We start from the raw sequence: 20785 nt of genomic DNA on the forward strand, positions 1-20785 counted from the left end.
AGGCAAAGGCGAAGTCAAAGTCAAAAGCGAAACACAAAGCAACACAACGGACACGAAGGAGACACAGACAAAGCGCTATTTTTCGCGGGCGACTACATACTCGGGGATGGAGAGCAGGCAGCGCTTGATGTCCGAGTCGGGGAAGGTGCAGATGGCCTTGCGGGCGGCGGCGGCGTTCTCAGCGGCGGCGGCGTAGGCGGCTTCGATCGAGCCATAGCGCTCGAGGATGCTTAGCACCTGCTCGTGGGTGACGCTCACGAAGGCGCGCTCTTCCATGACCTTTTCGATCAGCGTACGTTCGGCGGGCGTGCAGCGATCGAGCGCGTGGATGACCGCCATGGTCACTTTGCCCTCGCGGAGGTCGCTGGCGACGGGCTTGCCGAGGACCTCTTCGGAGGCGGTGAGGTCGAGCACGTCGTCGACGATCTGGAAGGCCATGCCGAGATTGCGGCCGTACTCGCCGAGCCGGTCTTCTTCGTCGCCGGTGGCGCCGCCCAGGATGCCACCGAGGCGCATGGAAATCGAAAACAGGCAGGCGGTCTTGCGGAAGATGAGGTCGAAGTGTTCATCCAGCGAGATGCAGCGGCCGAGCTTTTCCATTTGCAGCAGCTCGCCTTCCACCATCTGCTGCGTGAGCTCGATGAGCAGGTCGAGGATGCGGAAGTTGCGCTCCTGGAGCGCGATCTTGAACGCCTGCATGTAGAGCCAGTCGCCGGCGAGCACGCACTTGGAATTGCCCCACTGCGTATTGGCGGCGGGACGGCCGCGGCGGAGCTGCGCTTCGTCAATGATGTCGTCGTGGACGAGCGTGGCGGTGTGGATGATCTCGACGACCGCGCCCATTCGCACGGCGCCGCGTCCTTCGTAGTTGAACTGTTTGGCCGCCAGCAGGAGGAGCGCCGGGCGGATGCGCTTGCCGCCGCCGGCGCGCAGGTACTCGCCGATATCGGTGATCGCCGGGACGGACGAAACCGTGTCGCGGCCGAACTCGCGCTCGATGGCGGCGAGGTCATCGCGCAGCAGCTCGAACACTTCCTTAGCGGTCGTGGTGGCGGTGCTCACGTCAAAGCCGATTCTTGACCGCGGAGGCCGAGACGCGGAGAAAACAGATTCTGAAACCGTTCTGCTTTTCTCCGTGCCTCCGCGTCTCCGCGGTGAGCTCTAGTTCGTCCGGTAATTCGTGAACTGCATGTCAATGCCGAAATCGGACTGCTTGATCAGCGCGATGATCTCCTGGAGCGTGTCGCGGTCCTTGCCGCTCACGCGCACCAGGTCGCCCTGGATCGAGGCCTGAACTTTTTTCTTCGAATTCTTGATGAGCTTCACGATGTCGCGCGCTTTTTCGACCGGGATGCCCTGTTGCAACGTGATGCGCTGGCGCACGCTGGAGCCGGCGGCGGGCTCGACCGCGCCGTAGGTGAGGCCGCGCAGCGGCACGCCGCGGCGCACGAGCTTCTGCTGGAAGACGTCGTTGACCGCCTTGAGTTTGTACTCGTCCTGCGAGGCGAGGACGATGGCGTCTTTGCCTTCCATCTTGATGTCGCTGCGCGAGTCCTTCAGGTCGAAGCGCTGGTGGATCTCCTTGAGCGCCTGCTGCATGGCGTTGGAGACCTCCTGAAGGTCGATGCGGCTGACGATATCGAATGAGTTCTCGGGCATGGCGATGAACCCACTAGCTTACCTTGTGGGACCCCTTCTTAACCACAGAGGACCCAGAGAAACACAGAGATTGTGAATTTTCTCCGCGTCCTCGCTGACCTCTGTGGTTAAAGCTTTTCTGCGAAGAAGCGGCGGAAGTTGGCGGCGGTGGCGTCGCCGACTTCTTCGGCAGTCGAGCCGCGGAGTTGGGCGATGTGGCGCGCGGTCTCGGCGACAAACGCCGGCTCGTTGCGCTTGCCGCGGTGCGGCACCGGCGCGAGGAAAGGCGAGTCGGTCTCGATGAACATGCGGTCGAGCGGGAGCGCGCGCGCGGCATCGCGGATGTTCTGCGCTTTGGGGAAGCTAACGTTGCCGGCGAACGAGATCACGAAGCCGAGGTCGAGTGCAGCGTGGGCGTGGCGCAGCTCGCCGGTGAAGCAGTGCAGCACGCCGCCAAGGCCCGAGGGCTTCCAGTGCTGGGTGAGCAGCGCGAGGCAGTCGTCCCAGGCGTCGGCGCCGTTCTGCGAGGGGCGGCAATGAATAATGATGGGCAGCTTCGCCGCGCGGGCCTGCTCCATCTGGCGAATGAAGACTTGTTGTTGCACCGGGCGCGGCGAGTGGTCGTACCAGTAGTCGAGTCCGACTTCGCCCCAGGCAATGACGCGCGGGTGGTTGGCGAGCTGTTCTAGTTCGACAAAATCTTTCTCCTCAGCGAGCCTGGCTTCGTGCGGGTGGATGCCGATGGTGGCGTAGAGAAAAGCGCTGCTGGCCGCTGGCTGCTGGCTGCCGGCAAGACCGCTCTCCGCCTTCCGCTGTCCGCGTTCCGTAACACCGTTGGCGAGTGGATCGAATTCTTCGGCCAGTTCGATGGCGCAGGCCAGCGAGCCAGGACCGGCGCCGCTGCCGATGGCCAGGATGGTCTCGACTCCGGCTTCGCGAGCGCGCGCGAGCACGGCGGCGCGGTCGCCGGCGAACTGCGGCATTTCGAGGTGGGCATGGCTGTCGATGAGCATAGGAAAAAACTTACCGCGGATGTACGCGGACCAACGCGGATCAAAAATACGAAAGCATGATGCGCGCTCGTCCGCGTGAAGCCGCGGCGGGAATTACTTGAGCCTGGCGCCGACGGGCACGTCTTCCAGGAAACCGGCAAGCACGGGCGTGCCTTTTTCGCCGACCGAGGCAGCAACGATCATGCCGTTCGACTCCAGGCCGCGGAGCTTGCGCGGGGCGAGGTTGGCGACGATGACCACCTTGCGTCCGACCAGCGTCGCCGGGTCGTAGGCCTCGGCGATGCCGGCAACGACCTGGCGGACCTCGGTGCCGATGTCGACTTCGAGGCGCAGGAGCTTGTCGGCGCCCTTTACTTTCTCCGCGACCTTGACCTGGCCGACGCGGAGTTCGACTTTGGCGAAGTCATCGATCGAGATTTTTTCTCCGGCGGGCGGCGGGGCGGCCGACTGCGCGGCGGGCTGACCGGCGGCAGCGTTCGCGCCGGCAGGTTCCGATGAAGGCGCGGGCCAAGCGGCGCGAGGGGCGGAAGAAGCAGGGACGGCCTGCGTGGCGCGGCCGGCGTCGCCGTCACCGGCGGCCTTGGCGCGCGGCTGCTCGGCGGGCTTCGAGGCCGCGACCGGCTTGGCTTTGCCTGCGTCGGCTGCCACGGCGGTGGCCGGCCCGGCGAGCGTCTGGTCTTCGAGCTTGTGCAGTCGCTCGATCACACTTTTCTCCGCGCGCGGGAACACGGGCTCGACTTTGCCGAGCTTGGCGGCAACCGGCAAATCACCCCACTTGAGCTGATCGAGCCTGACTTGCTCGATGTTGCCCAGTCCGAGCTGCGACCAGATGCGCGCGGTGGCTTCGGGGATCACCGGATGCACGAGGGCGGTGACGATGCGCAGCGCCTCGGCGGAGGTGAAGAGCACGTCGGCAAGGCGTGAGCGATTTTCGTTGCCGGGCTTCTCCGCCAGGGCCCACGGCTCGTGCTCGACGATGTACTTGTTCACCGCGCCGACCAGTCCCCACGCGGATTCCAGCGCCCGCGAGAATTCGTACTCGCGGAAGTGGTCCGCATAGCCGGCAATGGTTTGGGTGGCGAGCTCGGCAATCGCGTTGTCGGCGGCGTTGCGGCGCTCCTGGACCGAGGGATACGGAATCTCGGCGCGGAAATATTTTCCGATCATGGTCAGGGTGCGGCTGGCGAGATTGCCGAGATCGTTGGCGAGGTCGGAGTTGTAGCGGCCGACGAGCGCGTCGAAGCTGAAGCTGCCGTCCTGCCCGAAGACGACCTCGCGCAGCAGGAAGTAGCGCAGCGCGTCGGCGCCGAGCGTGTCGAGGATGCCGTCAGGCCGCACGATATTGCCGCGCGACTTCGACATTTTGTTTTCCTCAAACAGGAGCCAGCCGTGCGCCACGACCGAGCGCGGCGGCTCCAAGCCGGCAGCCATCAGGAACGCCGGCCAGTACACGCAGTGGAAGCGCACGATCTCCTTGCCGATGAGGTGGACGTCGGCGGGCCAGTAGCGATGGAAATTATTCGCGCCGGGCGAGCCGAAGCCGAGACCGCTGATGTACGTCGTCAGCGCGTCAAGCCAGACGTAGATGACTTCGTTGGGATCGTCGGGCAGCGGAATGCCCCACTTGATGGTGGCGCGGCTGATGGAGAGATCGCGCAGGCCGCCGCGAACGAAAGCGAGCGCCTCGTTGCGGCGCGCTTCCGGACGGATGAAGCCGGGATGCTCGTCGTAGAACTGGAGCAGTTTCTCTTCGAAGGCGGAGAGCTTGAAGAAGAAATTGTGCTCGCTGATGGTTTCGGTGGGGCGTCCACACTCGGGGCATGGCGCGCCCGGGCCGGCGGCATCAACGTACAGCTCATCGAAGACGCAATACTGGCCGGTGTACGAGCCCTTGTAGATGTATCCCGCCTTCTTCATGCGCTCGAACAGTTCGAGCACGGCCCGGGTGTGGCGTTCTTCGGTGGTGCGCACGAACTCGTCGTAGCGGATGCCCATGCGGTCCCAGAGCGCGCGGAAGGCGGCGGAGTTCTGGTCGGCGAGGTCGCCAGGCGACATGCTGGCGAGCGCGGCGGAGCGCTCCATCTTTTGTCCGTGCTCGTCGGTGCCGGTGAGCAGCAGCGTTTCCACGCCGTGCATGCGCTGCCAGCGGGTGATGGCGTCGGCGGCAATGGTGGTGTAGGCGTGGCCCAGGTGCGGGCGCCCGTTCACGTAGTAGATGGGCGTTGTGATGTAGAACTTGCCGGGCTTCGAGTCGGTTCCGGCCTTGGCGTTGGCGTCGTCTTTAACCATGCGGATGTGCGGTGCTGTCGGATTCGGTGGCGCGCGCGTCCGGATTGGCGTTCAGGTAGGCGCGCATGGCTTCCTGCATGACCTGCTTCAAGGGCACGCGATGTTCGGCGGCGACGCGGCGGCAATCTTCGTACTCGGGGGCGGCATTGGCGATGGCGCCGTTCAGGTTCGCGACCTTCATGCGCACATCGCCCCAGGGAGTGGTGACCGAGACAGAGCGGCGGGCCAAAACCTGGCGGCGCTCGTCGCGCATGCGCACGCCGAGCGTGGTGCTCTCGGCGAAGAGCAATTTCGTGATGCGCGCGGCGTCGGTGGGCCGGCAGAGAACCGTGAGCAGCGTGCCGGGGCGGTTCTTCTTCATCTGCACGGGCGTGGCGAAGGCGTCGAGCGCGCCCTCGGCGAGCGCGCGCTCCATCACGTAGGCGAAGACCTGCGGCGAGAGGTCGTCGAGCGTGGCTTCGAGGACGGTGACCACGTCTTGTTCGGCGCCCTCGGCTTTCTGCTGAACGACGTGAGATGCCTCGGCGCTTTCGCCGATGGTGAGGCGAACGACGTTCGCCTGTCCGGCAATGTCGCGCGTGCCGGCGCCGTAAGCGGCGCGCGGGTTTTGCATCGCCGGGAACGCGCCGAAGCGCGATGCCAGCACTTTTACGATGGCGGCGCCAGTGGGCGTGACCAACTCCAGGTTCACGCCGCTGCTGTAAACGGGCGCGTCGCGCAGCAGCTCGACGGTTGCGGGCGCAGGAACGGGGAACACGCCATGCGCGCACTTCACCGTGCCACCGCCAACGTTCAGCGGCGAGCAGACCCACTCGTCCACATTGAGCGCTTCGCTGCCGACGGCGGCGCACACAATGTCTACCAGCGCGTCGGCTGCGCCGACCTCGTGGAAGTGGAGAGTGTCGATGGCGGCATTGTGGATCCTGGCTTCGGCGGCGCCGAGTGCCTCGAAGATGGCGATCGAGGTTTTTCTGGCGCTCTGGCTGATCGGGGCGGCGGCGATGATCTGTTTGATCTCGCCCAGGTTGCGGCCGTGCGCATGGTCGTGATGCTGGCGCGCGTGCTCGACGGGCGCGGCGCCCTGCTGGGCGGCGTTGTGGTGGTGATGGAGAGGGAAGTGGTCGTGATGATGCTCGTGCAGGTGCTCGTGGCGGCGCTGGTTTTCGCGCTCGCGCCAGTCGGGGCGCGCGGAGTGCGAATCGTGAGAGTGCTCGTGCGCGCGCAGGAACTCATCGCGGGGCAAGTCCTTCTGGCCGTGCACGCACACATCAACTTTGGTCGCGGAGATGCCGCCGCGCAGCACGCGATGCACTTCGAGCCGCGCGCCGATGTTGAGGGCTGCGACGGTGCGTTCCAGCAGCTCGACGGGGACACCTGCGTCCAGCAGCGCGCCGAGGAACATGTCGCCGCTGATGCCGGAGAAGCAGTCGAGGTAGGCAATGCGCATGGTTGTCGCCGGTGTTCGGAAGATATCCGAAAGTGGCGGCGCGCTGCGAGCAGTGCTCCGCGCTGAAGAAACTTTCATCATAGGGAACCGGCAGTGCGCCGTCAAACATGGTTGGCCGCACTGCTCTGCTATAATCACCAGCTTCCGCCGCATTCCGCGAAGATGCCTGGAACCCGCGTGAATAGCGGGTTTTCTGCATTAGGGAGGAAATCTGTACCGCCGATATCAGCAGCGACTGGCCGAGCGCGTCCGCGAGGTCCTGCGGCGTCTTTACCAGATCGAAGTCGAGCAGGTGGTGGTCGAGCAGCCGCCACAGGTGGCGATGGGCGAGTACGCGCTGCCGCTGGCGTTCGACCTGGCGCGCAAGCTCCGCAAGCCGCCGCGAAAGATCGCGGAAGAGATTGTCGCGGCGCTGGGCGAGATGCCGGGATTCGCCGGCTTCGAAGTTGCCGGCGCGGGGTACATCAATGCGCGGCTGGAGCGGGGAGCGGTGGCCGCGGAGATTGCAAACCCCTCGTTAGCCGAGCAAAAAGCGCCCGGCGAAGGCGGGGCGTCCACGGGTGCGGAGCGTGGAGGGGCCTCGAAAATTCTCGTCGAGCATACGAGCATCAATCCCAACAAGGCGGCGCACGTCGGGCACTTGCGCAATGCCATCCTGGGCGACACGTTTGTGCGCCTGCTGCGCGCGGCCGGGCATACGGTCGACATCCAGAACTACATCGACAACACGGGGGTGCAGGTTGCCGATGTGGTGGTCGGGCTGCTGCATCTCGAGCGCAAGTCGAAAGCCGAGATCCTGAAGCTGATCGAAACCGATCCTAAGCTCGACTACACCTGCTGGGACCTCTATGCGCGCGTCTCGCAGTGGTATGAGCAGGACAAAGCGAACCTGGCGCGGCGCGGCGAAGTGCTGCACGCAATCGAGGCTGGGGGCAACGACGCGGCGGAGATCGCCGACGCGCTCTCGACGGCGATCGTGCGCTTTCACTTGCGGACGATGGAGCGGCTGGATGTGGAATACGACTTCCTGCCGCGCGAGAGCGAAATCCTACACCTGCACTTCTGGGAGCTGGCGTTCCAGCAGCTCAAGGACAAGGGTGTCCTTTACCTCGAGGCTGAGGGGAAGAACAACGGATGCTGGGTGATGCGGCGCCCCGGCGCCGAGAAAACCGGGGACGGGCCGGACGAGGACGCGAAGGTCATCGTGCGCTCGAACGGCACGGTGGGGTACGTGGGGAAAGACATTGCGTATCACCTGTGGAAATTCGGGCTGCTCGGGCGGGACTTCGGATACCGGCGCTTCTTCCGCTATCGCAACAATCACGAGGTCTGGATTTCGGCCGAGCAGGGCGAGAGGGAGCATCCTCACTTTGGCGGCGTGAGTGAGATCTACAACGTGATTGACGCGCGGCAGGCAGACCCGCAGAACACGGTGATCGAGGCGCTGCGCGGCTTGGGATACACGGAGCAAGCCGAGCGTTATCATCATTTTTCGTATGAGATGGTGGCGCTGACGCCGCGCTGTGCGGCTGAACTCGGCTATCAGCTCACGGAAGAGGAGCGCGGACGGTCCTATATAGAGGTTTCAGGCCGCAAGGGCTTCGGGGTGAAGGCGGACGACCTGGCTGACCGGCTCATCGAGTCGGCGCTGGCGGAAGTGGCGTCGCGGCACCGGGAACTCAGTCCGGCCGAGCAGCGCACGATCGCCGAGCAGATCGCGATCGGCGCGCTGCGCTACTTCATGCTCAAGTTCACCAAGAACTCGGTGATCGCGTTCGACTTCAAAGAAGCGCTCAGCTTCGAAGGCGAAACCGGGCCATACGCGCAGTACGCGATTGTTCGCGCGACCAACATCTTCCGCAAGGCGGGCGTGAATCCCGACGATGTGCTGAATTCGGGCAACGACTTTGCTGAGTTATTCTCGGGCGAAGCGGGCGACGAGTTCTGGGAGCTGTGGCTGGCGGCGTCGAAGACAAGCACCGTGGTTGACCAGTGCATCGCGACGACCGAGCCGGCGTACGCGGCCAAACACGCGTTCCAGTTGGCGCAGCTTTTCAACAACTTCTACCACCGGCACCACATCCTCACCGAAGCCGACGAGAAGCGGAAACAATTCCTGATGGCGACGGCGGCGGTGGTGCGGCGCGAGCTGATCGGAATCCTGAAAGTCATGGGCATCGCCGTCCCGGAAGTCATGTAATGAGTGCTAACATCGGCGCCAGGGATGCCTTCGCCGATGCAGTCCGAGTCCCCCTCACCGCCGACGGCGCAGACCACGTCGCTCTCCGTGCTCGTGCCGGTGTACAACGAGCAGGACCTGGTGGGGCGCAGCCTGGCGCGGCTCACGGTGCTGGCTGAGTCGCCGCTGCTGGAGCGCGTCCAGGTCATCGTGGTGGACGATTGCTCCACTGATGGAACGGCGGCAGCGCTGGAGGGGTTCCAGCGTTCGCTCCCGGCGCAGCGCGGCAAAATCGAGTGGGCGTTCCGGCGGCACGAACGCAACCAGGGCAAGGGTGGCGCGGTGCGCACCGCCCTCGAGTTGGCGAGCTGCGAGCTGAGCGTGGTTCACGACGCCGACCTGGAATATCACCCGCGCGACCTGCTGAAGTTCGTTCCGCTGTTCCTTGAGGAAGGCGCCGACGCGGTATACGGTTCGCGCTTCCTTCCCGGCGAGTTCAAGCGCGCCCTCTTCTTCCGGCATTCGATCGGCAATCACTTCCTCACGTTCCTGTGCGACCTGGCGTGCGACCTGAACCTGACGGACATGGAGACCTGCTACAAGATGATCCGCACCGACCTGCTGCGCACCATCCCGATCAGCAGCCGCGACTTCCGAATCGAGCCGGAGCTGACCATCAAACTGGCCAAGCGCGGGGCGCGCATGTATGAAGTGCCCATCCGCTACTCGGGAAGAACGTACGCGGAAGGCAAGAAGATCAATTGGCGAGACGGAGTGCTGGCGCTGTTCGCCATCGTGAGATTTGGGCTGAGCGGGAACATTCGCAAGCCGGGTGCGCAAACCTCCCCCGGGCGAACAGAGCCGCAAGCCGTCGAGAGCGCCGCCGTCACCGAGAGCCTTGTCCGCGAGCCTTAAGCAGGGGCCTGCCGGTGACCCGGCGCACATCTCACCTTATGACACGCGCGGGGCACGATGACGCGCGCCGCAAGTGTGCCGCCGTTCCAATCCGAAACACGCGTTACCCCTGATACGCGGAGGTAACCAGTGAGGAAGCATTTGGCCGTGGGCAGCCCGGCCTTTCGCGTTAAGATGGGTGGTGGAGCGCGTGTGTCCGCTCGGCACGACGATGTACTTGGAATTCTATAAATTACGGCAGGCGCCCTTCCAGCTCACGCCGGATTTCCACTTCGTTCAGCTGCTGGACCCGCACCGCGACGCGCTGAAGGCGATCTCGCAGGTGGTGGCCCAGCGCAAGGGCTTCATGGTGCTGACCGGGGCGGTGGGTACTGGCAAAACGACGCTGCTGAACGCCATGCTGTCGTGGTTCTCCCATGTGCGGCCGCGCATCTCCACGGCGTTCATCGTGAATCCGTTGCTGACGCGCGACGAATTCCTGGAAACGGTGTTGGACGAGTTCGATGTCCGGTGCGCCGAGTCGAGCAAACCCAAGCGTCTGGCGGCACTGCACGAGTACTTGCTGCAGGTAAAGAAGGAGCAGGGAACCTGCGTGCTGATTGTGGACGAAGCCCACCTGCTCACCATTGACGTGCTCGAGGAGATACGCCTGCTGGGCAACATGGAAACGCCGCAAGGAAAGCTGATGCAGGTGGTCCTCTGCGGACAGCCGGAGCTGGCCGAAGTGCTGCTGCGGCCGGCGCTGCGCGCGCTGAGGCAGCGCATCGCGGTGATGGCGCAGCTGCGTCCGCTTTCGGCGCAGCAGGCGGCCAACTACATTGTGCAGCGGCTGAATACCGCCGGGCTGGCGGGCCCGGTACCGTTCACGACCGCGTCGCTGACGTCCGTCTACCACAGCACCAAAGGCGTGCCTCGGCTCATCAATCTGTTGTGCGACACTTGCCTGCAGGTGGGATACGAGCTGAAGGAAACATCCATTAACCCGGCGATCGTCCATGAGGCATCGTCGCGCCTGGCCGCGCTGGAGAGCGCGCTTGGCACCGCTGATCTTCCGATGGAACGCGGAGAAGCAGCCAGCGATGAGCGCCCCCATGATGCGATGGCATCCGGTGTACCGCCGCAGCGACATCCCGCGGGAGTCAGACGTCAATGAGCAAGTTCTTCGATCGGAGCACGAAGCCGAATGCCGAACCGGTGTCAGTGGACGGCAAGGTCGAGCACTGGCTGGAGCAGATACAAAAGTCGGTGGATGAGCAGGTGAGCGGCGTGTCGCTCGCGTTTCCTCCCACCGATGCGGCTCCCGCCGAGACATCCCGCACGGAAGCGGCGCCGCCCCCGCCGCCACCTGAAATTCACGCCGATTTGGCTGCGGTTGGTTTCGACCGCTTTGCCACGGTGCATTTGCCGTCGCGGATCGAGCGCGCGGTGCTGCCGACCAGTGATGGCAACGACGAGGCGGCCCGCGAGGCCTACGGCGTGCTGCGCACCCGGCTGCTTCGCCGTCACGCGGTGACGGGCATTCGCACGCTGGCCATCACCAGCTCGGTGAAAGGCGAGGGCAAGACGGTAACTACGCTGAACCTGGCCATGTCGTGCGCGCAGGTTCAGGGCATGACAATCCTGGCCGTGGATGGCGACCTGCGGTCGTGCGGACTCTCCAGTTCGATGGGACTGAGTGAATCGAACGGCGGCTTGGCGAAGGTCCTCAAGGGCAGTATTCCGTATGAAGCCGCGGTTCTGGCAACGAACATCAACAATCTCTATGTGCTGCCGTCGGGAATGGCTGGATCCCATCCGGCCGAACTGTACCAGGGCGCCGCGCTGCGGAACTTTCTCGCCTGGTGCAAGGGCCGATTCAAAATGGTGCTCGTCGATTGCCCACCCGTCGTCGGACTGGCCGACAGCGAACTGATCACCGCAGCGTGCGACGGCATCCTTTTTGTGGCGCGTTCCCGGCAAACCCAGCCGGCCCTGCTGAAACAAGCTCTAGGGCAGCTGGAGCAGAAGAAAATTGTGGGCGTAGTGTTCAACGGCGGGCAAGCGCACAAGTACGGATACGGCTATAACTATGCGTATACCAATCGAGGGAAGTAGCCTCGACGCCGGACCGAACATCCGCATCGGATCGGTTATCACCTACTAGATAATCGAGCTGCCCTTACAGGGTTATCCATTTAATAACTAAGCCCAGCCACCACGCTTGTGTCTCAACTTGAGACAAGGTGACGATGCCTGGCCCTGGAAACGGGATAGTCAAAGTCGCTGTGGAAGCTTGCAGCGAGTTACCGGTAACCAATAGATTGCAAGTACTTGCGCACGACAGGACTGTCCTATTGGTCAACCCTTAACGAAGAATATTGTTGCATTTCAATCCAGAGACATGGAATATGAGCAGCACTGATTCTTCCGTTTGCAACGGAGCAGGACTGGGCAGTTCGTCATCTGCCGAGCCAGGCACCGCCAGCTTGGGCCTAAAACAGGGCACAGCTGCCGCATTCGTGCCGGGATCCCCAGCCGGTGCGTTGCTGTTAACGCGCGAAGACAGTCGTAACCTAGATGCCCTCGAGAACAAAGCTAGGTCCAGCCAAACGGGGATCTCTCACGCGAACCGGGTTGCTAGTGCTGGTAACGGCACTGGTGTCGCTGTGGGCTGGCTGCGGCGGCGGGGGCGGTAGCGGCGTAGTCTCAGGCGTAACTTTCAGTGCGCAGTCGCCGGTGACGGTCACGATTTCGCCGACATCGATGACCATGGCCCCCGGTGGCACGACAAGCTTTACAGCTTCCGTCAGCGCCGGCGTTAATCCAGCGGTCACCTGGACGGCGAGCGCGGGCACCATCACCGGCACCGGCAACACCATCACCTTCACAGCTCCGAATACCTCACCGACCACGGTGACAGTGACTGCCACCAGCGTCGCCGATACCAGCAAGAGCGCATCGGCCACGGTGAATGTGAGTTCGCAGGGCGGCGTAACAGTTGCAGTTTCGCCTCCCACCGCCGATCTCGTGGCCGGCGCTACGGCAACCTTTACCGCTACGGTAAGTGGTGCCACGAATACGGCCGTGAGCTGGACAGCGACCGGCGGCACAGTCTCGGGCAACGGCAACACCATTACCTATACGGCGCCGGTTACGCCCGGCAGTTTCACGCTGACCGCTACCAGCGTTGCCGACACGAGCAAGTCGGCTTCATCGGTGATCACCGTCCTGCCGCCCGTGACGGTATCGATCGCGCCGCAGACTCTCTCGATGGCAGTGAATGAGCAGCGGACCTTCTCGGCGAGCGTGATCGGAACGACGAATACAGCGGTGACATGGAGCGCCACTGCCGGCAGCGTCTCCGCCAACGACCCGACCATTATTTTCACGGCGCCGAGCACACCTGGAACCGTAGCGCTGACGGCCACGAGCGTGGCCGACCCGAGCAAGAGCGCCACAGCCACCATTACTGTCTCACCGGTGGCGAGCCTTACCGTCAACTTTAAGACTTTGACGTTGGTGGCCGGCGCCGAGCAAACCCTGGTCGCGACGGTGGTGGGACTTGATCCGCTGGTGAACTGGAGCACGACGGGTGGAACGATCACCGGCACCGGGACGGTCGTCAGGTTTACCGCGCCAAGCGTTCCCGGCAACTACACAGTGCTTGCCACGTCAGCGCTGAACCCTTCGGTGTCTGCGTCGGTCGCCGTGACAGTGGTTGCGCCGGTGATTGTGAGTATCAATCCGTCGGTAGCGACCGCCGTGACCGGCGGCAGCCAGAGCTTCACCGCCATCGTGACGGGCGCCTCCAACACCGCGGTGACCTGGACAGCTTCGAGTGGAACTATTACCGGCACGGGCAACACCATCATCTACGGCGCGCCCACGACACCGGGCACCTATACGGTCACGGCAACCAGTGTTGCCGATCCGGCACAGTCGGCGACGGCGGTGGTAACAGTTTCCGACGTGCAGGTGTTCGTCAGCCCGCCTTCGGCCAGTTTGGCGGTGAATCAGACGCAAAGTTTGACCGCGATCGTTTCCGGCACCCTGCTGAACGAAGTGACGTGGAGCGTCAGCGGCGGCACGATCACCGGTACGGGCAACGTGGTTACGTACACGGCACCGGCAGTGCCGGGTTCGTACACAGCGACAGCGACCAGCGTCGCCGATCCGACCAAATCGGCAACCGCGGCGATTGACGTTACGGCCGTCGACGTAGCGGTGAGCCCTCCGACGGCCACGATCAAGGCCGGAACCACGGTGAACTTTACCGCCACGGTGACGGGCGGCAACGACCACGGCGTGGAGTGGAGCACGGACAACGGCACGCTGGTGGTCATCAGCACCAGTTCCGCCAAGATCGGGGCGCAACCGACGGGCACTAGCACGGTCACCTATACGGCGCCTACCACGGCGGGAACGACCACAGTCACGGCAAAACCTAACGCCGACAAGACCAAGAAAGCGGTCGCGTCGATTACCGTCACGCCAATTGTGACGTTGAGTGTGACGCCGGCGACAGCATCCGTCATCACAAATGCTTCGCAGGCGGTGACCGCCACGGTGAGCGGCACAACGACGACAGGCGTTACCTGGTCAACTACCTGTGGCACCATCGTCGGCACCGCCAACACGATCACATTCAACGCGCCTGGCGCGCCGACCACTTGTACGGTGACGGCGACCAGCGTTGCCGATCCATCCGTGACTGGTACAGCGGTGATCACGGTCACACCGGCTCCAGTGGTCACCGTGGACCTGTCCCCGCAGACGGCAGCCCTGCTGGCAGGACAGAGCCAGATCTTCACCGCCACGGTCACCGGTTCGGGCAATACTGCAGTCACGTGGTCGGCGACCGGCGGCACAGTTGGTGGCGCCGGCACGTCGATCAACTACACCGCCCCCGCCACGCCGGGAACTTTCACGCTGACGGCTACGAGTGTGGCCGATCCGAGCAAGAGCGCTTCGGCGACCATCACGGTCACGGTGGTCGGGATTTCGGTGAATCCGACGAGCGCGTCGCTGCAGACGGGCACTACGCAGAACCTGACCGCGACCGTCACGGGCACGAGCAACACCGGCGTGACCTGGAATGCGAGCAGCGGCACCATTACGGGCACCGGCAATACGATCACGTACACCGCGCCGAACGCGGCCGGTTCGTCAACCGTGACGGCCACCAGCATCGCTGATCCGACCAAGAGCGCTTCAGCGGCGATCACCACCACGGCTGTATCCATATCGCTCAGCCCAACCAACCCGTCGGTGCCGGTGGGCGGCAGCATCGTCTTCACAGCGACCGTGACGGGCGGTTCCATTCCGGATGTCACCTGGACGACGACCGGCGGCAGCGGCGCGGTGGTCGGCACAAACACCCTGAACTACACCGCGCCAACGACGGGCGGCACCTACACCGTCACCGCCACCAGCGTGGCCGATCCGACCAAGTCGGCTTCGACGACGGTAACCGCGCTTCCGCCGGTGGCCGTGAGCATCGGTCCGAGTACGGCATCGTTGAATGCCGGAGGCACGCAGCTGTTTACAGCAACTGTGACCGGCACGCCGAACACGGCCGTGACATTCACCGCGACCGGCGGCACGATTTCCGGCTCGGGCAATACGCGCACCTACACCGCGCCCAATACTGCGGGAACTTTCACGGTCAAGGCCACGAGCGTGGCTGACCCGACGAAATCGGCCAGCGCCACGGTCACTGTGACGCTGGTGTCGGTCTCCATCTCACCGACGTCGGCGACGGTGAGTGTGGGTGCGACGCCGTCGTTTACCGCGACCGTCAACGGTACGTCGAATACCGGCGTTACGTGGAGCACCACCGGCGGCACGATTGCCGGATCCGGGAATACGGTCACTTACAACGCGCCCAATACGCCGGGCAACTTTACGATCACTGCCACCAGCGTCGCCGATCCGTCGAAGTCGGCCTCAGCCACGGTGACGGTGAATGCGCCGGTCTCGGTTTCGATCAACCCGCAAGTGGCCTCGGTTACGGCAGGCACGCAGCAAACGTTCTCAGCAACCGTGACGAACGCGAGCAACACGGCAGTTACTTGGACCACTACGGGTGGCACGATCCAGGGCAACACCAACACGATCACGTACACAGCTCCGACCACGCCGGGCAGTTATTCGGTGACCGCGACCAGTGTTGCCGATCCGCTCAAGTCGGCGACCGCCACGGTAACGGCGACGCAGATTCCGACCGTCTCCGTCTCCGTGAGCCCGTCTACCGCTTCGCTCACCACGAACGCGAGCACGAATTTCACGGCTACGGTAGCCGGAGCTACCAATACGGGCGTGACCTGGACTGCGACCGGCGGCACCATTACCGGTACCGGCAACACGGTCAGCTACAAGGCCCCGACGAGCGCGGGCACGTTCACGATTACGGCAACCAGCATCGCCGATCCGACCAAGTCGGATACCGCTTCGATTGCCGTCACGGCGGTCGGAGTGTCCGTCAATCCGACAACGGCCTCGGTGATTACCGGCAAGACGCAGAGCATCACGGCGACGGTCACCGGAGCCAGCAATACAGCGGTTACGTGGACGGCCAGCTGCGGCACGATCACCGGCACCGGCAATACGGTCACTTACACGGCACCGAACACGGCGGGCACCTGCACGGTGACGGCGACCAGCGTCGCCGATAACACCAAGTCGGCGTCGACCTCGATCACCGTCACCGTGGTGGCGGTGTCGGTCAGCCCACCTACGGCGTCATTGCTTACCAACGGCACGCAGAGCTTCACGGCGACGGTGACGGGTACGTCCAACACCGGTGTCACATGGAACGCAACCGGCGGTTCGGTGACCGGGTCGGGCAACACGATCACCTATACAGCGCCGGCCAATGCGGGGACCTTTACCCTGACAGCCACGAGCGTGGCTGACACGAGCAAGCAGGCGACGAGCTCGATCACAGTCTCCGCGCCACTGCAGCACTTCGCCGACTTGAGCTGGACGGACCCGAACGGCGCATCGGTGGGAGTCACCAGCTACAGGGTCTACCGCGCCACAGGTGTGCTCGACGCTAACGGCAACGTGACGTCGTGCGCGACCCTGAACCTGCTGACGACCGTGAATGCTCCCACCCTGGTTTACACCGACAGCACGGTGGTTTCGGGCAATGGCTACTGCTACGCCGTATCGGCGGTGAATGCCGGCGGCGAGGGTCCTCGGTCATCGTCCGTGGTGGCCAAGATTCCGGTGCCCTAACCGAGCCAAGAAACCAGCCGCTCCTCTTCTTCCCAAGGCCAGTTTTGCGCCTTCTTGCGAGTCGCCGAAGTGTGGTCGCCGGGAAGGCGGCTTTCCCTCCAGGTGTGCAAGTCATTGCGCACTTAGAACCAAGGGTGGTCACCAACTTGTTACCTTCGAGCTGCAGCTTTCAACCTAAGTTGATGATAAAAAAGGGCCTAGCTGCTGATCCGATGTGTCGGAAGGGCAACAAAAGGTTGTACTTGTTTGGTCATTTGCATGCACAATCACTGCATCTGCGAGAGCTGGTTTCCTCTTCAGGACCGCCGAATGGCCGCCATAATTCCCGAGATGCCGGACGCCGTGCGCATGAACGGTCATGCGCTGCCCCCGATGGCAGTGGTGTTTGGCAATACGGCTGAAATGCTGGCCATCCGCGAGCGCGTCAAGCGGCTGGCGTCGGCGAATGTGCCGGTGTTGATCCAGGGCGAAAGCGGCACCGGCAAAGACATTATCGCCCGCGTGATCCATGCGCTCTCCGCCACCGGCGAGCAGAGCCCATTCCTGAAGGTCAATTGCCCGGCGATCCCCGGCTCACGGCTGGGAAGCGAGCTGTTTGGATGCGAGCGGGCCGCCGGCATCAACGGCCACGAACCCGGACGTGACGATTTGGCGAACGGGGGAACGCTTTATCTGGACGAAATCGCCGAACTGGCGGCGTCGTTGCAATCCAAGCTGCTCCACCTGCTCCAGGACGGCCAGTTCTCCGGGGCCGATGACGATCGCGCCGAGATCCGCCTGGTATGCGCAAGCAACCGGCCGCTGGACCGCGAGGTCGAGAAGGGCGCCTTCCGGCAGGACCTGTATTACCGCATCAACGTCGTCTGCATACAGGTTCCGGCGCTGCGCCAGCGTAAAGACGACATCCCGGTGCTGGCGAACTATTTCCTCGACGTGTACAGCAAGAAGTACGACCGCCCGGCGGCGCCGCTTTCGCGCGATCTGCTGGCGCGACTGCGCAACTACTCGTGGCCTGGCAACATTCGCGAGCTGGAGAACCTGATCAAGCGCTACGTCATCCTGGGTTCGGAAGACGCGCTGACCGCCGAATTCACCGCTTCGAGTTCAGAGAGTACAGCGGCTCCTGCCGCTGTCAACGGCAACATTTCTTTGAAGGCGCTCACGCGCAACGCGGTGCGGGAGCTGGAAACCAAGATCATCATCGACGCGCTGGAAGCGAACCGCTGGAACCGGCGGCGCACGGCGCGGACATTGAACATCAGCTATCGCGCGTTGCTCTACAAGCTCAAGCAGGCGAATGCGCTGAAGAACACGCCAGCGGCCAACGATGAAACGGGGCCGCAGGGACACGAAGACTAGGTTTTGTGGGCAGGGCGCGAGCCTTGCCGGTTGAACGTTGATCGCCGTACGGGTGAAACAGCACGGGAATTTTGGGAGGACCAAGAGATTGGGACTCAGAGGGCGAAGCTATGAATAGTCTGGAGAAAGCGAACTCGCTGCCGATCGCGGCTACGGCTGATTCGGCGCGCTGGTACGCCATTCACGTTCGCCCTCGGCATGAGAAGAAGGTCGTTTCGCAACTGCAGGAGAAAGGCATTACGACCTACCTGCCGCTGCTTTCGGAGACGCACCGCTGGAGTGACCGCCGCAAGCTGGTGGAGATCCCGCTGTTTCCCTGCTACGCCTTCGTCTCGATTGCCGACGAAGCCGCCCTGCGCCTGACCGTGCTGAAAATTTTCGGTGTGCTGGCGTTCGTGGGAAATCAACGCCAGGGCACGCCGATCCCCGACAGCGAGATCGAGGACCTGAAAACGCTGCTGGGCAGCAACATTCCATTTGCGCAACACCCGTTTTTGCAAGTCGGCAAGCGCGTGCGTGTCCGGGGCGGCGCGCTCGATGGAGTGGAAGGCATTCTGACGGAGCGCAGCGGCGATCGCCGCCTGGTGCTCTCCGTGAGCACGATCAATCGGTCACTGTCGGTGAGCATCGAGGGATACCAGGTCGAACTGGCGTGACCGGAGTCATAACGCGAACCGGCCGAATAGAGGAAGGCAAAGGGGTTGTCATGAAGAGTAAAGCGATTCTGTCCACTGGCGTCGTGATTCTGACGCTGATTCTGGCCGACAGCAGCCTGGCACAATCGGCGAAAGGCGGCACGCAAAGCGCTGCGCCCTCCCAAAACGTCGCCAAGAAATCTGACGCCGCACCTGCCCCCGCCGAAGGCTCTGCGGCGCCGGCTTCTGACACTGCTCCCGCCCGCGTCGCGCCGGTGCTGCCCGCCGATTACGTGATCGGAGCCGACGACGTCCTGGACGTCAACGTTTGGAAGGAACCGGACCTGACCCGTAAGGTCACCGTGCGGCCCGACGGAATGATCACCCTGCCGGTGATCGGTGACGTGCAGGCCGCTGGCAAGGCGCCGAAACAACTACAGGATGAGCTGAAAGAGAAACTAAAGGCGTACGTTTCTACACCTGACGTGACGGTCATCGTGGACGGTGTGCGCAGCGTGAAGTTCAACATTGTGGGGGACGGCATCGCCAAGCCGGGGACCTACACGCTGTCACCGCCGATGACTGTGCTCGACGCCATCGCGCTGGCAGGCGGCCTGAAGGACTTCGCCAAGAAAACCAAGATTTACGTCCTTCGAGTGGGAGCCGATGGCACGAGCACGAAGATCCCGTTCAACTACAAGGAAGTGACCAAGGGCGAAAAGCTTACCCAGAACATCGAGATCAAGAGCCGCGACACGATTGTGGTGCCGTAACTGAGAGGTTTGTATGCGTACGACGAACCAGCCAATCGGAACTATTCTGGCAGTGCTGATGGTTTCTTTCGCCAGCGCGGCCTACGCACAGTTCTCGCCGCCGCCCACGCCGCTGAACCAGGGGACGCAGCCGGGCATCTTTTCCGGCGAAGCGCAGAAGAACAACTTGATCATGGTGGGCCTGAGCGCCTCGACCACGTATGACGACAATGCCGACAATGTGAACCGTCTCAGCAACGTCATGTCGTCCTTCTCCGGCGATTTCAAGCTGAACCTGCTGCGCCCGCGCTGGAACCTGCTGCTGGGTTACACCCCGGGCTATTCCTACAATACCGAGATCACGCGCTACAACGAGTTCTCGCAAGCGCAGATGTTTTCGCTGCAGTACCGGATGAGTCCGCGGCTCTCGCTCTCGTTGCGCAACCAGTTCAGCCGGATCAGCAACCCACAACAGTCCATCACCACGGGAGGCGAACCCCCGCTGTTCGGCGCGGTCGAAGGCACGAACCCGACCGGCGTCGGACAGAACCTGATCCGGACCAGCGAGCAGGCTGGAGTCGATGTCACCTACCAGCTGGACGCGCGCAGTTTTGCAGGAGTCGGGGGTGGTTACGCCATTGTGCAGTCGAAGGCGCCGGGCGCCAGCATTCTGCTGCAGGACTCGCTGACACCTTCCGCCAACGCCTTTTATTCACGCAAGATTACTTCGACGCAGACGTCGGGCGTGCAGTACCGCTGGCAGAGAATCGACGCCCAAGGCGGAGTGGTCCGCACGACGGCGCACACGATCCTGTTGTTCCACAGCGTCAATCTTCCACATCACGTCACGGTGTCAGTGTTTGGCGGTCCGGAGGGAACCGAGACGCTGCGCGTTGTCGGACCTACGTCGGTCGCGAACCCGCTTACGTGGTCGTGGTCGGCGGGAGGCAACTTCGATTGGCGGGGCGTGCGCAATGCCATCAATGCCGGCGTGGTCCGTCAGGTGAATGACGCGGGCACGCTGGGCGGCGTAGTCCGGCTGACGAACCTGAACGCCGGCTTCAATCGCCGGCTCACGGCCCGCTCGACGATTCACATGGGAGTGAGTTACGCCCGCAATCGCGCCTTCGACCTGCTCGTGAGTCCAGGGGCAACCGGGGATTACGTCATCGGAAGCGCCGAGTATCAGCACACGCTGGGCCGCCACATCGGATTCTCACTTTCCTATTCCCACGTGGAACAGACGAAGGCAGCCACACTGCCCTCAGTAGTGCAAGGCGATCACAACCGGGTCGCCATCGCCTTGTCGTATTCATTCGAACGACCGATCGGAAGGTAAC

The 20785-nt window shown here is 63.4% G+C and carries 15 protein-coding genes; 9 read left to right on the plus strand and 6 right to left on the minus strand.

The window, feature by feature from the left end; translation table 11 throughout:
• Positions 1-75 precede the first annotated feature (75 nt).
• From VFA60_08900 to larC, 5 genes are all read right to left on the minus strand, one after another.
• The gene (locus tag VFA60_08900; protein HZQ91895.1) at positions 76-1062 is read right to left on the minus strand and encodes a polyprenyl synthetase family protein; all 987 of its coding nucleotides are present in this window, start codon (positions 1060-1062) and stop codon (positions 76-78) included.
• A gap of 99 nt (positions 1063-1161) precedes the next feature.
• The gene (locus VFA60_08905; protein ID HZQ91896.1) at positions 1162-1659 is read right to left on the minus strand and encodes a YajQ family cyclic di-GMP-binding protein; all 498 of its coding nucleotides are present in this window, start codon (positions 1657-1659) and stop codon (positions 1162-1164) included.
• A 107-nt stretch (positions 1660-1766) separates the two neighbouring features.
• Positions 1767-2651: a TatD family hydrolase gene (locus tag VFA60_08910; GenBank protein ID HZQ91897.1), complete on the minus strand. Its 885-nt coding sequence runs from the start codon at positions 2649-2651 to the stop codon at positions 1767-1769.
• A gap of 93 nt (positions 2652-2744) precedes the next feature.
• The gene (metG, locus tag VFA60_08915) at positions 2745-4940 is read right to left on the minus strand and encodes a methionine--tRNA ligase (GenBank protein HZQ91898.1); all 2196 of its coding nucleotides are present in this window, start codon (positions 4938-4940) and stop codon (positions 2745-2747) included.
• Positions 4933-6387 (minus strand): nickel pincer cofactor biosynthesis protein LarC, encoded by a 1455-nt coding sequence (gene larC, locus VFA60_08920; GenBank protein ID HZQ91899.1) that lies wholly within the window; start codon positions 6385-6387, stop codon positions 4933-4935. Before larC ends, metG begins: the two co-directional genes overlap by 8 nt.
• Before the next feature lie 211 nt (positions 6388-6598).
• Between larC and argS the strand changes: the two genes are divergently transcribed.
• The 4 genes from argS to VFA60_08940 all read left to right on the plus strand — a co-directional run bounded on the left by argS (position 6599) and on the right by VFA60_08940 (position 11575).
• Positions 6599-8587 (plus strand): arginine--tRNA ligase, encoded by a 1989-nt coding sequence (gene argS / locus VFA60_08925; protein ID HZQ91900.1) that lies wholly within the window; start codon positions 6599-6601, stop codon positions 8585-8587.
• A gap of 36 nt (positions 8588-8623) precedes the next feature.
• Positions 8624-9481: a glycosyltransferase family 2 protein gene (locus VFA60_08930; protein HZQ91901.1), complete on the plus strand. Its 858-nt coding sequence runs from the start codon at positions 8624-8626 to the stop codon at positions 9479-9481.
• Between the two features lie 181 nt (positions 9482-9662).
• On the plus strand, positions 9663-10634 hold the full coding sequence (locus VFA60_08935) for an ATPase, T2SS/T4P/T4SS family (protein ID HZQ91902.1): 972 nt from the start codon (positions 9663-9665) through the stop codon (positions 10632-10634).
• A gap of 47 nt (positions 10635-10681) precedes the next feature.
• Positions 10682-11575, plus strand: a complete 894-nt coding sequence (locus tag VFA60_08940) for a CpsD/CapB family tyrosine-protein kinase (GenBank protein HZQ91903.1) — start codon at positions 10682-10684, stop codon at positions 11573-11575.
• A 458-nt stretch (positions 11576-12033) separates the two neighbouring features.
• Here VFA60_08940 and VFA60_08945 read toward each other — a convergent pair whose 3' ends face one another.
• Positions 12034-12426 carry a hypothetical protein gene (locus VFA60_08945; GenBank protein ID HZQ91904.1) on the minus strand — a complete coding sequence of 131 codons (393 nt, stop codon included), beginning with the start codon at positions 12424-12426 and terminating at the stop codon, positions 12034-12036.
• A 118-nt stretch (positions 12427-12544) separates the two neighbouring features.
• Here VFA60_08945 and VFA60_08950 point away from each other — a divergent pair, with 118 nt between their 5' ends.
• From VFA60_08950 to VFA60_08970, 5 genes are all read left to right on the plus strand, one after another.
• Complete coding sequence (locus tag VFA60_08950; protein HZQ91905.1) at positions 12545-16699, plus strand: hypothetical protein; 4155 nt, start codon at positions 12545-12547, stop codon at positions 16697-16699.
• A gap of 309 nt (positions 16700-17008) precedes the next feature.
• Positions 17009-18058, plus strand: a complete 1050-nt coding sequence (locus VFA60_08955; GenBank protein HZQ91906.1) for a sigma-54 dependent transcriptional regulator — start codon at positions 17009-17011, stop codon at positions 18056-18058.
• Positions 18059-18168: 110 nt separating this feature from the next.
• Positions 18169-18714: a UpxY family transcription antiterminator gene (locus tag VFA60_08960; GenBank protein ID HZQ91907.1), complete on the plus strand. Its 546-nt coding sequence runs from the start codon at positions 18169-18171 to the stop codon at positions 18712-18714.
• Positions 18711-19466, plus strand: a complete 756-nt coding sequence (locus VFA60_08965; protein ID HZQ91908.1) for a polysaccharide biosynthesis/export family protein — start codon at positions 18711-18713, stop codon at positions 19464-19466. The genes VFA60_08960 and VFA60_08965 overlap by 4 nt, the downstream gene beginning before the upstream one ends.
• A 13-nt stretch (positions 19467-19479) precedes the next feature.
• Positions 19480-20784 carry a hypothetical protein gene (locus tag VFA60_08970; protein HZQ91909.1) on the plus strand — a complete coding sequence of 435 codons (1305 nt, stop codon included), beginning with the start codon at positions 19480-19482 and terminating at the stop codon, positions 20782-20784.
• Position 20785: the final 1 nt, after the last annotated feature.

This window comes from Terriglobales bacterium, assembly GCA_035651995.1.
Lineage (GTDB): Bacteria > Acidobacteriota > Terriglobia > Terriglobales > Acidobacteriaceae > DASRER01.

Bases quoted from the DNA above. Each gene is read 5' to 3' on its own strand.
- VFA60_08905 (HZQ91896.1), bottom strand. From the start codon at position 1,659: ATGCCCGAGAACTCATTCGATATCGTCAGCCGCATCGACCTTCAGGAG.
- VFA60_08910 (HZQ91897.1), bottom strand. From the start codon at position 2,651: ATGCTCATCGACAGCCATGCCCACCTCGAAATGCCGCAGTTCGCCGGC.
- VFA60_08930 (HZQ91901.1), top strand. From the start codon at position 8,624: ATGCAGTCCGAGTCCCCCTCACCGCCGACGGCGCAGACCACGTCGCTC.
- larC (HZQ91899.1), bottom strand. From the start codon at position 6,387: ATGCGCATTGCCTACCTCGACTGCTTCTCCGGCATCAGCGGCGACATG.
- metG (HZQ91898.1), bottom strand. From the start codon at position 4,940: ATGGTTAAAGACGACGCCAACGCCAAGGCCGGAACCGACTCGAAGCCC.
- VFA60_08970 (HZQ91909.1), top strand. From the start codon at position 19,480: ATGCGTACGACGAACCAGCCAATCGGAACTATTCTGGCAGTGCTGATG.
- VFA60_08960 (HZQ91907.1), top strand. From the start codon at position 18,169: ATGAATAGTCTGGAGAAAGCGAACTCGCTGCCGATCGCGGCTACGGCT.
- VFA60_08955 (HZQ91906.1), top strand. From the start codon at position 17,009: ATGGCCGCCATAATTCCCGAGATGCCGGACGCCGTGCGCATGAACGGT.